Annotated in this window: 12 protein-coding genes; 7 read left to right on the forward strand and 5 right to left on the reverse strand. The window is 68.4% G+C overall.

Annotated elements, in window-relative coordinates:
* Positions 1–18: 18 nt before the first annotated feature.
* Positions 19–3,306, reverse strand: a complete 3,288-nt coding sequence (locus FMQ63_RS31630) for an adenylate/guanylate cyclase domain-containing protein (protein WP_011556063.1) — start codon at positions 3,304–3,306, stop codon at positions 19–21.
* 299 nt (positions 3,307–3,605) lie between these two features.
* Between FMQ63_RS31630 and FMQ63_RS31635 the strand changes: the two genes are divergently transcribed.
* The 4 genes from FMQ63_RS31635 (at position 3,606) to FMQ63_RS31650 (ending at position 8,216) form a co-directional block, all read left to right on the forward strand.
* The gene (locus FMQ63_RS31635) at positions 3,606–4,529 is read left to right on the forward strand and encodes a hypothetical protein (RefSeq protein WP_225909506.1); all 924 of its coding nucleotides are present in this window, start codon (positions 3,606–3,608) and stop codon (positions 4,527–4,529) included.
* A 94-nt stretch (positions 4,530–4,623) separates the two neighbouring features.
* Positions 4,624–5,883: a hypothetical protein gene (locus FMQ63_RS31640; RefSeq protein WP_011556065.1), complete on the forward strand. Its 1,260-nt coding sequence runs from the start codon at positions 4,624–4,626 to the stop codon at positions 5,881–5,883.
* A gap of 6 nt (positions 5,884–5,889) precedes the next feature.
* Positions 5,890–7,587 (forward strand): PAS domain-containing sensor histidine kinase, encoded by a 1,698-nt coding sequence (locus FMQ63_RS31645; RefSeq protein WP_011556066.1) that lies wholly within the window; start codon positions 5,890–5,892, stop codon positions 7,585–7,587.
* Between the two features lie 254 nt (positions 7,588–7,841).
* Entirely contained in the window at positions 7,842–8,216 is a 375-nt protein-coding gene (locus FMQ63_RS31650) for a hypothetical protein (protein ID WP_011556068.1), read from the forward strand.
* Positions 8,217–8,297: 81 nt separating this feature from the next.
* On the opposite strand, the gene FMQ63_RS31655 is transcribed toward FMQ63_RS31650, so the two are convergent.
* Entirely contained in the window at positions 8,298–9,113 is an 816-nt protein-coding gene (locus tag FMQ63_RS31655) for a TIGR02452 family protein (RefSeq protein ID WP_011556069.1), read from the reverse strand.
* 108 nt (positions 9,114–9,221) lie between these two features.
* Positions 9,222–10,082 (reverse strand): hypothetical protein, encoded by an 861-nt coding sequence (locus tag FMQ63_RS31660; protein ID WP_216609388.1) that lies wholly within the window; start codon positions 10,080–10,082, stop codon positions 9,222–9,224.
* A 206-nt stretch (positions 10,083–10,288) separates the two neighbouring features.
* On the opposite strand from FMQ63_RS31660, the gene gstA reads away from it, so the two are divergent.
* The 3 genes from gstA to FMQ63_RS31675 all read left to right on the forward strand — a co-directional run bounded on the left by gstA (position 10,289) and on the right by FMQ63_RS31675 (position 12,543).
* The gene (gene gstA / locus FMQ63_RS31665) at positions 10,289–10,897 is read left to right on the forward strand and encodes a glutathione transferase GstA (protein WP_011556071.1); all 609 of its coding nucleotides are present in this window, start codon (positions 10,289–10,291) and stop codon (positions 10,895–10,897) included.
* On the forward strand, positions 10,894–11,253 hold the full coding sequence (locus FMQ63_RS31670; protein WP_011556072.1) for a VOC family protein: 360 nt from the start codon (positions 10,894–10,896) through the stop codon (positions 11,251–11,253). The genes gstA and FMQ63_RS31670 overlap by 4 nt, the downstream gene beginning before the upstream one ends.
* A 75-nt stretch (positions 11,254–11,328) precedes the next feature.
* Positions 11,329–12,543 (forward strand): nucleotide excision repair endonuclease, encoded by a 1,215-nt coding sequence (locus FMQ63_RS31675; RefSeq protein WP_011556073.1) that lies wholly within the window; start codon positions 11,329–11,331, stop codon positions 12,541–12,543.
* 714 nt (positions 12,544–13,257) lie between these two features.
* On the opposite strand, the gene FMQ63_RS31680 is transcribed toward FMQ63_RS31675, so the two are convergent.
* A complete protein-coding gene (locus tag FMQ63_RS31680; protein ID WP_153881077.1) occupies positions 13,258–13,413 on the reverse strand; it encodes a hypothetical protein in 156 nt (51 codons plus the stop codon).
* Positions 13,414–13,462: 49 nt separating this feature from the next.
* Positions 13,463–15,145: a hypothetical protein gene (locus tag FMQ63_RS31685; protein ID WP_011556074.1), complete on the reverse strand. Its 1,683-nt coding sequence runs from the start codon at positions 15,143–15,145 to the stop codon at positions 13,463–13,465.
* Positions 15,146–15,357: the final 212 nt, after the last annotated feature.

Raw genomic sequence — 15,357 nt, forward strand, 5'->3', positions numbered from 1 at the left:
ACAGCCGTTTCAGGGGCGTCAAGCAGCCCCGGCGCAGACAGGGGCGCCCCGGCCCTCCACCTCCAGTGCCTCCACGTCCTCCGGCTCCGAGGTGAGCCGCCACAAGGCTTCCTCCAGAAAGCCCAGCGCGCCGCGCAGGTCCGACGAGGCGGCCTCTGGCGGGGCGCTCCGGGCTCGCGCGATGCGCCGACGCACCGACTCGAAAGCCCGCTGCGCCCGCGCGACGTCGTCCCGGGCCGCCCGTGCCTCCGCCAGGTCCACCGCCGCGCGAAGCAGCGCGGCCAGCTCGCGCAGCACCGGGTCGTCCCGCAGCTCCGGCGCGCCCTCCAGCACGACGAAGCTCGCCTCCGCCGCCGCTGCGTCTCCCACGCACGCCTCCACCACGGCCCGGTACACCGCGAAGCGCAGCACCTGCCCGCGCGACACGCGCCCCAGGTCGGACACCGCCTCCGACAGCCGGGCCCAGGCTTCGCTCCACGCTCCCAGGGCCAGCTCCGCGCGCCCCAACTCGCCCAGCGCGGTGCCCTCCAGCAGCCGCTGCCCAAGCTGCCGGCCAATGCGCGCAGCGGCAAGCAGGTGCTCGCGCGCCTCCTGCGGGCGCCCTTCCTCCAGCAGGTAGCAGCCCAGGTTGAGGCGAGCCAGCGCATGCCCCGCCCGGTCTCCCACACTGGCCGAGCGCGCCATCGCGTCCTCCAGCAGGCTCATCGCCTCGCGCGTGCGCCCCATCTCCCCGATGGCCACCGCGCAGTTGGACAGGAAGCCCACCTCGAACGTCACGTCGCCCACGCCGTGGAAGAGCGCCTGCGCCGCGCGCAGATGGGGAATGGCCGCCTCCGCGCCGCAGCGGGCCTGCTCCACCAGGCCCAGGTTGCCCACGGTGTAGGCGTCCAACCAGCGGTCGCCCTCCGACGACAACAGCCGCGCCTCGCGCACCAGCGCCCAGGCCAGGGACAGCTCACCTTCGTGACGGGCCACAATCGACAGGTCCACCAGCACGCGCTTCTCGCCCGCCACCGCGCCCAGCGTCCTCAGTGATGCGCGTGCGCACTCCAAATCCCTGCGGGCCGACACCAGGTCGCCCGCCTCCAGGAACACGCGGCCACGCACCGCCACGGCCTCGGCCACCAGCCTGGGCGCGCCCATCACCCGGTCCGTCAGCGCCAGCGCCGCGTCCAGCCGTTCGAGCAACAGTCGCACCGGGCCCCGCGTCACCACCTCCGGCTCCAGCGCCACCAACGCCTCCAGCGCCCGCTCCACCGAGCGTGACGTCGCGGGCGTCACGGCCAGGGCGTTGTCACACGCCGCCAGGAGGTTCTCCCGCTCCAGTGCCAGCCGCTGCAAGGCCTCCGCACCGCCCTGGCTGCGCACCTGCGCGCGCAGGCCGTAGGCCAGCGACAGGTACCAATCCGCGTGCCGCTCCGCCAACGCGGCCGCATTGCCCACGCCCTCTTCGGCCAGCCGCGCCGCGGCATACTGACGGATGCTCTCGTACTGACCCAGCCGGGAGTCACCGCCGGGCAACTCCGCCTCCAGCACGCGCAAGAGCGACTTGACGCGCAGCGACTGGAGCACGTCCAGCACGGCGGGCCCGTCCGGCGGCAGCCCCAGCACCGCTTCCGCCGCCTCCAGCGTGAAGCCGCCACGGAACACCGAGCAGCGCGCCAGCGCGGTCCGCTCCTCCGGTTCCAGCAGGTTCCAGGACCAGTCGATGGCTCCTCGCAGCGTCGCCTGCCGCGCGCGGCCATCAGGCCGTCCCTTGCGCAGGAGCTCGAAGCGACGCGTGAGCCGCTCCCGAAGCTGGCTCACGCTCAACAGCGCCATGCGCGCGGCGGCCAGCTCGATGGCCAGGGCGATTCCATCCAACTGCCGCACGATGTCCGCGACCATCGGCGCCTCGCCGGCCGTCAGCTCGAAGTAGCCTCGGGCTTCACGCGCCCGCTGCGCGAACAGGCGCACCGCGTCCGACCGGACCAGTTCCTCCAGCCGGGACTCGCCTTCCTCCGGCACCGAGAGCGGCGCCAGGTCCAGCAGTCGCTCACCGGGAAGGCCCAGTGCCTCGCGCGACGTCGCCAGGAAGCGCGCGCGAGGCGCCAGTTGGAGCCAGCGCCCCAGCGTGGCGGGCAGGTGCTGCACGGCCTGCTCCAGGTTGTCGAGGATGAGCAGCACGTCGCCACAGTCGTTCAGCGCGCGTCCCAGCCGCTCCGCCGGCTCGGTCGGGTCGCCATCCGCGCGCAGGGGGATTCCCAGCGCATGGCCCACCGACAGGCAGAGCGCCTCCGCTGTCTGGGCCTCGGCCAGCTCACACAGCCACACCCCGCCCTCCCATTCCCCCGACTCTAGTTCCAGCGCACCAAAGGACGTGGCCAGCCGGGTCTTGCCCATGCCACCCGGCCCCAGCAGCGTGACGAGCCGCGCGCCATCCGCGAGCCAGCGGCGGAGCTGCCCGAGTTCGGTGCCTCGCCCCACCAGTCCCTCTTGGAGCACGGGCACGTTCCCCTGGCGATCTCTCGGCGCACGAGGAACTCCGAAGCGCCGCTCCGACAGGTGCGCGGGCAGCACCTCCACCAGGGCCACGGCATCATCGATGCCCTTCAATCGGAACGCGCCCAGGGGACGCACCGCGGGCCGGCCCAGCGGCTCCAACACCTGCGCGACCTGCGCCCAGGCGCCGCCACTTACCAGGACCTGACCTCCATGGCCCGCGGCCGCCACGCGCGCCGCCACGTTCACCATGCGGCCCAGGTAGTCCGTCCGTCCGGAGCGCGCGTCCACGCGGCACTCCGGCTCGCCCACGTGCACGCCCATGCGCACCCGCAGGCCCCGGAACAACAGGCCTCCGGGTCCCACCTCTTCGGCGGCCTCGGGCTGGGAGAGGATGTCCACCGGCCAGGGCGCGCGCAGCAGCACGTCCTGCGCCTCCAGGCACCACGTCAGCGCATCCAGCACCGAGGGGAACGCAATCATGAAGGAGTCCCCCTGCGTCTTCACCTCGTAGCCGGTGCTGCCGACCAGCAGGGAACGCAGGACGCGGTCATGCACCTCCAACGCGTCACGCATGCCCGCGCCACAACGCTCCCACAGCCGCGTGGAGCCCTGGACGTCGGTGAAGACCAGCGCCACGGAGCCCTCGGGAGGCGTCGCGGAGGCCGGCTGGGACTCCTGGCCGGGCAGTGCCCTCAGCATGCCCGCCGCGGCGCCTGCCAGCCTTCTGGAGGACACATCACCCATCGCACGCTCCTGCGATGCCAGTTCCCGCGGAAGAGATGACACCACGCGGATCGAACACCGCCCATGCGTGACGGGCACATGCTCCGGGCCTCAACACAGACAGCATCCGGCACGAGACGCTCGCGCGCGGACGCGTCCACAACGCCACGGCACCCTCGCCCCGGGAGGCACCGCCGGTGTGAACTCCGAGCCCACCTTCAGCACGCCTCGACTGTCCGCGACTGCAAACATTGCCCGCGGGTACGGGTTGCCCGCACGCATCCCTGGTGCAATTTTTCGCGCCGGCCACCCTTCACCCTGCCCGCACTCCTCGGGGTGGCCCCACCCGGACACTTGCACCGCGAGCCGTCCGGCGACCTGGACCCACTGGGGAGTCGATGAAAAAGACACTGCTTCCGAAGACGTTTCCGATGCTCGCCCTGACGATGCTTGGCATTGCTGGCTGCGAGCCTCCGCCGCCAGACGCCGCGTCCCCGACCGGCGCGCGGACGCAGGCGCAGGAGTCGTTCAACGGGCTGTCCTTCAATGGCCTGTCATTCAACGGCCTGTCCTTCAATGGCCTGTCATTCAACGGCCTGTCCTTCAATGGCCTGTCGTCGGAAGCCTTCAACACCTGGTTCCAGGCCAATCCCTCACTGGCCGACATGGCGATGCGCTACGTGGTCCGCTGCGCCGTGCCCGCGGGGCAGACGCGAACCTACACAGAGCCCGCGATGGAGCAGTCGTACACGTGGGAAGGCGGCCTGGGGTTGGCGCCAGACTGGGCTAGCGGAAGCCCGGCCACGCTGGCCGAACAGCAGGTCGTCTCCGCGTGCCTGGCGGCCCACGCCAACCGGCTGGGAGAGGAGTTGCTCATCTCCATCCTCGGCCTGGACGGCGCTGGCGCCGTCATTCCCTACACGGCGCAGGAGCTCGCCACGCATTCCCGGCAGGAGTCGTGTTTCTTCGGCAACCTCTTCAACGCCGAAGGCATCCACGTGGGCGCGGAGCGCGCTCCGCTGGGCCCTCAGGAGAGCACCTCGCGCGCCTGCGCGGGCCTGCTCCACGATGGCACGGAGACGCTCGTGCCCTGCGCCCCCATGGTGTACGTGGGCGCCTGCACGTCCCACTGCGCGCTGGACTCGAGCGGCCTCTACTACGAGACGTGCACGCTCGGCGGTGTCACCTACCGCCCCATCACCACGCGGCTGTCTCCCACGAATGTGAATGTGTGTGGAGACAGCGTATGTCAGGCCACGGAGCAGTGTGGCACCTCCAACCGGTACGACAGTTGCGCACAGGATTGCGGCCCCTGCCCGTGAGGTGAGCCGCGCGAGCGTCTGCTGTTGGACGCTTGACGCGTGCGCGTGGAGGAATGGATTGGAAGGCGCATGGGCGTGACTACTTCCCTCTCTCATGCACCTCACCCCATCCCGCCCCATCCCCCTGGGCCTGCCCCGCGCGCTGCTCGTCACGAGCGTGCTGCTGGCCTCGACGTCCCACGCCCAAACCACGCCGCTGGAGGACAACAACCGCATCACCGCGGGCTACATCGAACTGGCCTATGAAGTCGGCGGGCTGCTGGACCCCACCCTCTCCCCGGGTGGCACCAGCGCCGTGCGGCCCAACTGGTTCGTCTTCGCGCCGCATGCCTCTCGCACCGGCGGCGAAGGCCTTCTCGGCGCGTCACTGGCCCGGAGCGTCATCCGCGCCGCCCGCGGCCAGCCATCCCTGTCGCTTCAGCAGGCGCTGGGGCGCGTGGGCCTCACGGGCACCCTGCATCTGTCCGTCCAGCAACTGGGCCTGCAACTGGTGCTGTCGGGCCTGCCCTTCGACGTGGCGGCGTCGCTCGCCTCGCTCACCACGGCGCTCAATGGCGCAGCCCTGCTGGACGCGCGCACGTTGCTCACCACCACGGCGCGCTTCGCCGCGCTCTACGCGAGCGCGCCAGGTGTGCTCCCGCTCGACAAGGCGGAGCGCATCGTGGACACGCTGGAGCGCACGCTGAACGAGAGCAACCTCGCCATCTTCACGGACATTGGCGGCTCGGGGCGCCTCTACATGGACTGGCGCGCGGGGGCCGGCGTGGTGACGCCCGAACGCGTGCTCACGGAGTTCACGCTGGTGGGCGCGGTGCCCACCCAGTCCCGTCAGGCCTATGACTACGCGCTCGCGCACGCCTTCGACACGCCGCGCCCGTTCGAGTTCGACACCCTCTTCCCCGGCATGCACTGGAAGAGCCTGCTGGTGGCGGCCTTCGCGCTGTACGAAGAGGCCCGCATGGCGCCCACGCCGGCCGCGCGTGACGCGCTGATCGCCATGGGAAACAACTACATCGCCTGGCGTGAGCAGCACGACATGGCCCAGCCTGTCTTCTCCCCCGCCGTTCAGCGCCCAGACGAGGTCTCGCGCGTCGAACTGCTGCGCGCCATCACCCCGCTGCTGTCCACGGACTTCGGGACGATGACGTGGACGTACGCGGACTTCGCCTACAGCCGGCCGGACCGCGACGGCAACCCGCTCACCTCGCCGCCCACTGAGTACAACTGGGCCCTCTTCTGGGACCGCTGGACGGGCATTCTCTTCGCATTCGACGCGGCCTATCTTCAGCCCACGGCGCTCTGGGTCATGCCTGAACCCCTGGTGGACCCCACGGCGGCAGCGAACGGAGGCTGAGCGCGCATGGGCGAGTCGGGGCGGCCTGGGGGGGGCCGGAAACGGGGGCGAAGGGACCGGCGCCGTGAGCCTCCTGACGCACCAGGAGCCCCCGCGAGCGCCACGCCGGGCGGCTTGACGCCTCCGGATGGCCGGGAGACCTTCCCGGCCCCCATGAGACTCGCTCCGTCTTCCGAGCCCGGTCGTCCCTCGGAGCCGCCCCCCGCAGTCACCACCACCGAGCTGCCTGCGCACGCCGCCGACGAAGTCGGCCTGTCCGCCGAGGCCCGGTTGTGCGTGCTGCAGGAGATGATGGGCGAGGCCTTCTTCACGCTCGACGCCCACGGCCGCGTCCGCGAGCTGAACACGCACGCCGCCGCCCTGCTGGGTGTGTCGGCCGAGCAGGTGCGCGGCCAGGAGCCCTGGCTTGCGCAGCCCGAGCTTTCGGGCACGGTGCTGCACGAACGGCTGATGACGGCGCTGACCACGCGTGAGGGCGGTCGCTTCCTGGCGGAGCTGCCGTCGCGGACCTGGCTGGAGGTGACGGTCCGCGTGGTGGGTGACGAGACGTGGGTGCTGGCCACGGACATCACCCAGCGCCAGCACGCGGAGAACGAAGTGGCGCGCACCGAGGAGCGCTTCCGCCAGTTGGGCGAGCGCTTCCAGGTGGCACTCGACTCCGCGCAGATGGCCGTCTGGGAGACGAACCTCGTCACCGGCCAGGTGTTCCGCTCCGAGGCGCATGACCGGCTCTACGGCTACGCGCAGCCACAGGCGGAGTGGACGCACGAGAAGTTCCTCGCCTCCATCCACCCGGAGGACCGCGCGGAGGTGGAGGCCCAGGTCGCCGCGCTCTTCACCCGGCACGTGGACGCCTACACGTCCACCTTCCGCACCCGCTGGCCGGACGGGAGCTGGCACTGGCTCACCAGCCGGGCGACGGTGATTCGCGATGCCACGGGCAACGTCGTGGTGGTGCGCGGGGCCATCCTGGACATCACCGCGCTGAAGGAGACGGAGGCCGCGCTGCAACAGGCGGTGCGCACGCGGGACGACTTCCTCTCCATGGCCAGCCACGAACTGCGCACGCCGCTGACGTCCCTGCGCCTCCAGTTGCAGTTGCTGCGGCGCCTGGGCGCCTCCACACCTGGCGCGACGCTCGGCTCGGACAAGGTCGCCGGGAAGCTGGACAACACGGAGCGCCAGTTGCGCAGGCTGGGCGCGCTGGTGGACAACCTGCTGGACGTCAGCCGCATCCAGACGGGGAAGCTGGACTTCCAGTTCGCCGACGGAGACCTGGCAAGCGTGGTGTCGGACGTCGTCTCCCGCTTCGCCGAGGAGGCCCGCCTGGCGGGCGTGCGCCTGGACTCGCACGTGGACGCGCCGGCCCCGTGCCGCTTCGACCGGCTGCGCATGGAGCAGGTGGTGAGCAACCTGCTCACCAACGCCTTCCGCTACGGCACGGGCAAGCCGGTGAAGGTGTCGCTGACGTACGCCCCCGACAGGACCCGGCTGGTAGTGCAGGACAGCGGGCCGGGCATTCCCGCCTCCGACCGGGATCGCGTCTTCGAGCGCTTCACCCAGGGCGACAACGCCCAGCGGCGCGGCGGCCTGGGGCTGGGGCTCCACATCGTCCGGCAAATCATCGACGCGCACGGCGGCCGCGTCCACGTGGAGGAAACGCCCGGAGGCGGCGCCGCCTTCGTGGTGGATTTGCCACGGTAGGGCAGGTGCCACCCCGTTCCGCGGGGCGGGTACGGCATCCACTTATGGACACATGCGGGGCGCAGCCCACGGGCTGACACCCGGCCCTTCCTCCGATTTCTTACACCCTGACGCTTTTCGGGAAGGACTTGGCGTCATCAGTGAATCGGGGTTCGCCGAACACGTGCAATATGCCGTCCCGGTTCGGCGTCCAAGCGGGCGTGGGTTCGTTGCTCGTCATGGCCGCGCCGATGGTTCCGTCAGGAGGCGCTCCGATGTGGATTGAGAGCATCATCATGCCGCGCGAGGACGACTCGGAGCCCTACGTCCCGGCGCCCCAGCGGGACCGGCGCAGCGGGCTCGCGGCGGCGTTGGAGGAGAGCCGCAAGCTGCGCGACAGGGTGCAACGCTTCGTGAGCGCCCATGACTTGTCGGACGGCGTGAGGTGGCTCAGCGAGCCCGGCCTCCTCCCCGTCATCACCATCCACTGCACGGACTTCGCGCTGGCGAAGTTGCGCGAAGCCGCGGACTTCGTGGTGGGCTGCGCGGCGCCCATCGACGTCTACCCCGCGCTGGTCGGCACGCAGGGCCAGGTGGCTCCCGAGGCCCTGCTCACCTCGGCGGTGTCACACCTGCAACGCCGCGTGTAGGGCCGCATCACAGCGTGGGGATGCGCCGGTAGCTGTGTCCTCGTTCCTTTCCAGTGCTCCTGCCACGTCCGCGAGGACAGCTCAGCCGAAGCGCGCCTGGAACGCGCGCAGATTGGGTCCATCCCCACCGCGCTCGTAGACGGCGAAGACGACCCGGTCAAAGGCGCCCGGGAGCGAGCCCAGCCCGAGCGCGAAGGCCTCCGCGACTTCCACGGGGTTGTTGCGGAACACGCCGCATCCCCAGGCGCCGAGCACCAAGGTGCGGTGCCCATGGTGCGCGGCGACACGGAGCACCTTCAGGGCCCGCTCATCCAGCACCTTGCGGATACGTCCCCCCATGCCCCGGTCGCGTGACTGCGCCACACCCGCGTTGGGCGCGGGCGCAGTGAGGATGGACACATGGAAGGGCTGCTCCAGCAACGTCAGGCCCTCATCCCGAAAGAACGGCACGTCCGGCGAATAAATGAGATGGTCCGTGTAGAGCGGCGACGGCTCCGCGCGGTTGACGTCGTAGTACTCGCGCTGCGTGAGCAGGCACGTGTACAGCGCCGAGCAGCGTGCCAGGTCCTCCTCCTGCGCCTTCGCGCCGCCCAGGAAACCACCCCCGGGATTCTTCGCCGACGCGAAGTTGAGCGCGGCCACATGGGACGCGCCCGCCTCCACCAGCCGGCGCGCGGCGGCGCCCGTCTTCTCGGCGGTGACTTCGATTCGAGGCGCCGACGGGTTCGCCGCCGTGGGGAATGACAGGCGCGAGAAGTCACCCGGCCGGTACAGCTCCGTGCCGGAGACCGCGCGCTCCACGGCCTCGCCCAGTTGGACACACTGCCCCGAGGGAGCCAGGTACTGGCCCCGCTCGATGATGTCCACCGTCTCCTGTCCAATGCCCTTCAACGACATGTGCCGCGTCCTGTCTGTCCGCGCTCACGCGAAGGTGCGCGAGCCTTAGTGTCACAAAAACACGAACAAACCCCAGGCAACCTGACAGGAACCGTGCTCCGACGTGGCTCAGTCGCAGCCGACGCGCTGCGTGCTCACCACGACGTTGTCAATCCACGTCTCGGAGCCGGACGCTCCCAGCGGGTGGACGAAGCCGTAGCCCACGGAGAAGTTGTTGAAGGCGCGCATGCCGATGTTGGTGAAGTCGTGCGCCAGCGTGCCGTCCACATAGACGCGGGTGTTGCCATGCGTGCTCGACGGGCTGTCGCGGCGGACCTCCCACTCCAGGCACACCCAGCGCCCCGCCTCCATGCCCAGCCGGACGGGCTCGGGCTGGCGGTTCCATCCCTGCCCTTCGCGGAAGGACCAGTCATCCAGCGCGAAGCCGCTGTCCTGCATGACCTGGAGTTCGAAGCCACCAAAGTCCGCGCCGAAGTTGGACAGCACGAAGAAGGTGCCCATCTGCCCGAACACTCCCGGCAGCGAGCGCATGTAGACGTGCGCGCGCACGAAGAGCCGGGTCTCGAAAGCCGGGATGCTCTTCTGCCACTGCGCGATGGCCTTGCCAGGACGCTGCCGCTCGTCGTGTCCATCCTCGGTGAGGACGTGCAGCGCGCCCGGGCCGTTGCGCGTCCGCGTGCTGTCCACCTGGAGAGAGGAGTTCTCCGCGCTGGCGCTCCAGCCGTTGGTGTCGTTGCCGCTGTCGAACAACTCGCAGAGCAGCGCGTTGGAAGGACAGGTCCCGGGCTCGGTGCTGGGCCCCGGGTTGTCGTCGCCCGCGTCCGTGCCGGAATCCGCTCCCGCGTGGGTGCCCGCATCGGTGCCGGCGTCATTGCCAGGAGGTGGGTCGTCACCATCGTCCGAGCACGCCGGCAGCACGCCCAGGGACAGGACCGCGAGGGGGAGCAGGAAAGACTGCTTGAGACGCATAGGTTCAGGTATCCGGACAGGCCCGCGGGGCCGGGCATGCGCTGAGGGGACGCGGTCGGCGGGCTCCCCGGACCGGTGCCGACCGTCATGAATCCCTATCACTCGCAGTGCCTGCGGGTCACCTGGGCTGGGCCGACCCAGGGGGCAGCCCGACCTGCATCCGAATTCATGGCGAACGGCGCCGGAGTCGTGCAGGAATCCGCGCCATGAAACTCTTCTACTCCCCTGGCGCCTGTTCGCTGTCGCCCCACATCATCCTGCGTGAGGGCGGCTTCTCCTTCACCACCGAGAAGGTGGACATCCGCGCCAAGAAGACGGCGGCGGGCGAGGACTTCCACGCCATCAACCCCAAGGGCTATGTCCCGGCGCTCCAGTTGGATGACGGCAGCCTGCTGACCGAGGGCCCCGCCATCGTCCAGTTCCTCGCCGACCAGGTCCCCGACAAGAAGCTGGCCCCGGCCAACGGCACGCTGGAGCGCTACCGCCTCCAGGAGATGCTCAACTTCATCTCCACCGAGATTCACAAGGGCTTCAGCCCCCTGTTCAACCCGGCGTTCCCGGATGACGTCAAGCGGCTGACGCGTGAGCGGCTCGCGCAGCGCCTGGGCGTGCTGGAGGTGGTGGTGGCGAAGCAGGCGTTCCTGCTGGGCGACCAGTTCACCGTGGCGGACGCGTACCTCTTCACGACGCTCAACTGGGCCGGGCACACCAAGGTGGACCTGGAGCCCTTCCCCGCGCTGCGCGCCTATCACGCCCGCGTGGCGGACCGGCCCTCCGTGCAGGAGGCCCTGAAGGCGGAAGGCCTCGCGAAGTGACGGCGGCCTTCGTCAAGCTGCTCGTCACGGACAGCGCGCGCTCGGTGGCCTTCTATGAGGCGCTGGGCTTCACGCGCGTGAGCGCCGAGCCCCCCTTCGTCCACCTCCGGTGGGCGGAGGCCCTGGATGTGTACCTGGTCACCCCGCCGCCGCAGCTGAAGCTGGAAGGCCGTCGCGGCACGGGGGTGCTCGTCGGCCTCCGCGCCGAGGCGCCCCACAGCCTGGACGAGGTGCTCCTGCGGGCCCAGGCCCAGGGCGCCGCCGTGGACGGCCCCACGGTTCAGCCCTGGTACACCCGGGAACTCATCGTCACCGACCCGGACGGCTACCGGCTGAACTTCATCGAGCCGGCGTAGCCGCGCTTCACCGCGGGCCAGGGCGCGCGGCCTTCACTTGAGGCCGCCGCCCTGCGCCCCCGCTTATCGAACCGCTTGCCCTCCAGAGGCGACGTCCGGCAGGCACCTCTCCGAGCAGCTTCTGCGCACATAGGAGCCCGACAGTTCCGGGGCATGGAAGCGACGGCCCTCGCCGGTTACGGTGCGGGCCTCCGCTCCCGCATCATGGAATCCCGCGTCGCCGCCCTCTTCGCCCACGTGCGCGAGCACGCCGAGAATCGCCCAGGCGTCTACCGGATGCTGGGGCCTTCGGACGAAGTGCTCTACGTGGGCAAGTCCGTGCGGGTGCGCACGCGGCTCTTGTCGTACTTCCGCGCGGAAGCGCACGAGAAGGCGGCGGAAATCATCGCCCACGCGCACCGAATCGTCTGGGAGTACACGCCCAGCGAGTTCGCCGCGCTGCTGCACGAGTTCCGCCTCATCAAGTCACAGCGCCCCCTCTACAACGTGGAGCACAAGCGGGACCGGGGCCACTGCTTCATCCATCTGACGCGCGAGCCCGTCCCCAGGCTGCGCGTGGTGAGTCGCGCCAGCAGCGAGCGCGGCGACTACTACGGGCCCTTCCACGGACGAAGCGCCATGTCCGACGTGGTGCGCGCGGTGAGTGACTTGCTGGAGCTGCGCGACTGCGCGGCGGACACGCCCATGCGACTGGCGGACCAGGGCCAGCTCTTCCCGCTGAAGCAGGAGCCGTTGTGCATGCGCGGGCAGCTCTCGCGCTGCCTGGCGCCCTGCGCCGGGGGCTGTACTCGCGCGGAGTACGACGCGCGCGTCGCCCAGGCCCGCGCCTTCCTCGAAGGGACGTCCGACACGCCGCTGACGCTGCTGCGTGAGCGCATGGCGCTGGCGGCCCGCAGGCTCCTGTTCGAATACGCCGCGGAGCTGCGGGACAGGGCGGAGCGGCTGGAGCTGATGCGCGGCTGGGTGGTGGAGCTGAGCCAGATGCTCAAGCGCCTCTCATTCGTCTACACGGTGCCCGGCCATGGCGGCGATGACCGCGTCTACGTGGTGCGCCGGGGCAGCGTGCGCGCGGAGCTGCCCGCGCCCGTCACGCTCGAGCAACAGCAGGCGCTGGAGGCGAAGGCCCGTGAAATCCTTGAGCAGCCCGAGCCGGAGACGCTGGGCTTCCGTGCACACGAAGCGCAGGAGGTGATGCTCATCGCCCGCTGGTTCCGCCTGCACCCCGTGGAGCTGAACGAAGGGCCCTACCAACCGGTAGGGCCCTTTTGTTTTACACGGGCCTCGCGATGACATCGCGGGGCCTTCGTGCTTAAGCCGCTGAATCCCAAGGGATTCTGGCTCGCGGTGATGAAGAGGGCGCTCTCGGCTCTCTACCCCGCAGAGCGAGATGCCCCCTTTTCTCCGCCGCCGGCTGGGCTCTCTGATGCACTCTTTCGCCCGTTTTGGGGAGAGAGAGGCCGAGAGTGGTTAACAGTTTTGTTAACCACTGCGGGCAGCCGATTCTGGCAATCCAGGGCTTTCGATGTCGTACCTTCCAGGAGTGCTTCGTTTCCCGGTCTCCTAAAGGTGACGGAACCTCTTGCCACCTCTCGCCATCAAGGTGTTGTTAACCGAGATCGCAAAGACGCGACCACGCTTTACTGGGTACTCACGACTTCGTCGCCGTGGTGCAGACACTCCGAGCCGGGGGGCCTTAGGCTGGAAAACTCCCGTCCGCTGCCGCGAGGCCCAGGTGCACCGGATCTGTCTTACCCCTCGGCGCTACCAGTTGCTCTGTCGTGCCCTCCAGAGAGAGTCGCCCAGAAATTCGAGGTTGCGGCTCACCACGGTCGCTGGGCAGGCATCCACCGGCCCGGGCTCCACGACCCTAGCGCTGAAATGGCGAGTCGCGCATTCACGCGGGGCGCGCATCTTCAGCGGCTTGGATGGGTGCACGGTGTTGTAGTCGTCGAACCAAGTGGGCAGTTGCTGAAGGACCACCTCTGTGCTGTCCAAATGCGACAGCTACACATAGTCGCACTTGAAGCTCTTCGCGAAGGACGCGTCCATGCCGTTGCTCTTGAGCGAGCAGGCCAGCCCATTGTCGGTGAGCCACGTAATCGGGTGTGGTGCCCTCCGGCAGCCAGCGCCGAATCGGGTCTCCTGCGTCGTGGCTATCAAGCCCAGCGCCAGACGGGCGCGATGACCTATCGCCCCTCTGTCTCGACGTTCACTCACTGGCAATGACTTCGAGTGGAACGCCTGCAGTTTCCAAAAGATACACTTCGGTAGCTGCCAAGAGTTCCAGTTGCCGGATCTCGGCTGCAGACCTGGACAAACCAGGTTGGACAATAACGATTCGCACCTCCAGCGCGCACCGGGACAGCGCCTGATCAAGTTCGCGAAGCGTGCGCAGACTTCCACGCTCAAAGCGTGAGACATGCGGCTTACCTGCTCGCTCAAGGCGTAGCTGTCGACTAGCCTCACGATTTCGCAGATGAATCAGCAGATCACGGATGTAGCCACGCCACTGAGCACTTCGCTGTGCCTGTCCGCAGACAGCATAAAGGTCGTCGAGACGGGCGCCCGGACGCCCTGCCGAAGAAAACTTACAGTGATATAAGTGCACGATGAGTCGGTCCTCGCTGTTGCCGAGGCAGACAACGTCTGCGGCCTCTCCAGCATCATCGTCGTCGAATACAACCTGGAACAACTGTTCTTGAAGCATGCGGTCAAGCACACGTCGCTGGATCGAATCCGCCCTCTTCTCCAGTCCCTGAGACTCCTTACTCAGATCCACTCCGGTCCAGTCCCATGTTTGAATGCGCTGCCGTTCATAGGGACGGCGCGCCTCTGGCCTGGGCAGCTCAAACAACTCGTTGTGCTCCAATTGAGAGCCGTCCTCAAACCGGATAACAGGCGGTTCCTCTTGAAACCACTCGCTGAGGGGGCGGCGCTTGCGCCCCACTTTGATGTAGACGGGATGGCGACCAGCAGGGTCGTAATGAACGTTGTTTCCAGCGAAACGCACCACGTACTCCGCCAAGCGCGTAGGAGTCACTACCTGGAAGCGAATTGGGCCTTCGCTGGCGTAGTTGACGATGCGTAGCTCAGCATCACTGAAGAGCACAGACTCACCATCGATCTCGACTTCGATCGAGTCCTCGGGCCGAATGAGGAATGCCTCAGGCCAGTCAATCTGCAGGGGGATAAGAGCCGGCCGCTCAGTTACGAGGCGCGGCAAAATTACGTTCCGGAAGACGTCCGCAGTTGAGATGCTCTCGTCCTTCAGTTTGGCTCCAACGGCGTGGCACCAATTGACCCACGATGCGAGGTCCATGGCGGTTGACATCGACCAAACCCGGCCCTTCTGGGAATACCCGATGGTGACCCGCCGCCCCTGCTCATACCCTCGAGCGAAGAGGTTCGATTTCTTCTTCTGCTGACGTAGTGCATCGGGAAGTACGTTGGAGATATCGGACCCGACGTGGAGGCTAAATCGGAGGCGGTCGTTGATTATGTCGCTGAGACCAAGGTTCGTGAGAACTAGGCGGTTGACATTGTGAAGTGACCGAAACACCGCCTCGCCCCGAATTAACTCCACGCCATCGCCTCCGACAGCCCGCGCGAGTTCTTCGTGCATGCCGACGTGATTGGAGCTGTTGATGAAGAGGAGTCCTCGGCGCTCGTCCCAATGGAGCAGGTAGAGATGCCAAGTCGTATTGCGGAGTTGCCTCACGGCCCCCCATGGCACATCCTCCTGCTCTCGAGTCACGAAGAGCAGGACCTTGTCACGCACGTTCACGGTCGGGCCTGCGTGGACCTCGGCAGCCCCCATCGCAGAGACAGCACGTTCGGGATACCACTGGTCCGTCGAGGTCCGGTAGACTACCGCACTCATCTTCGGGAACACGTTGCGCAGGGCTATGCCTTCGGGCGGAGTTTGGAACGCATCGAGAAACTCGGAGCGACGTAGCTCGCGCCTATTCGTCCGCTCACTAACACTACCCGGTCAGATGAATTGGGCGCGGGCGCCCCGTGTTGACGGAGCATGACGCCTGCCCAGTTACGCAAGCTTGACCGGGAGCTGAGCGAGTTCCTGGACTCGATGACCGAGGGAATGGG

It is taken from the genome of Myxococcus sp. CA005 (assembly GCF_006518205.1).
Taxonomy (GTDB): Bacteria; Myxococcota; Myxococcia; order Myxococcales; family Myxococcaceae; genus Myxococcus; species Myxococcus xanthus.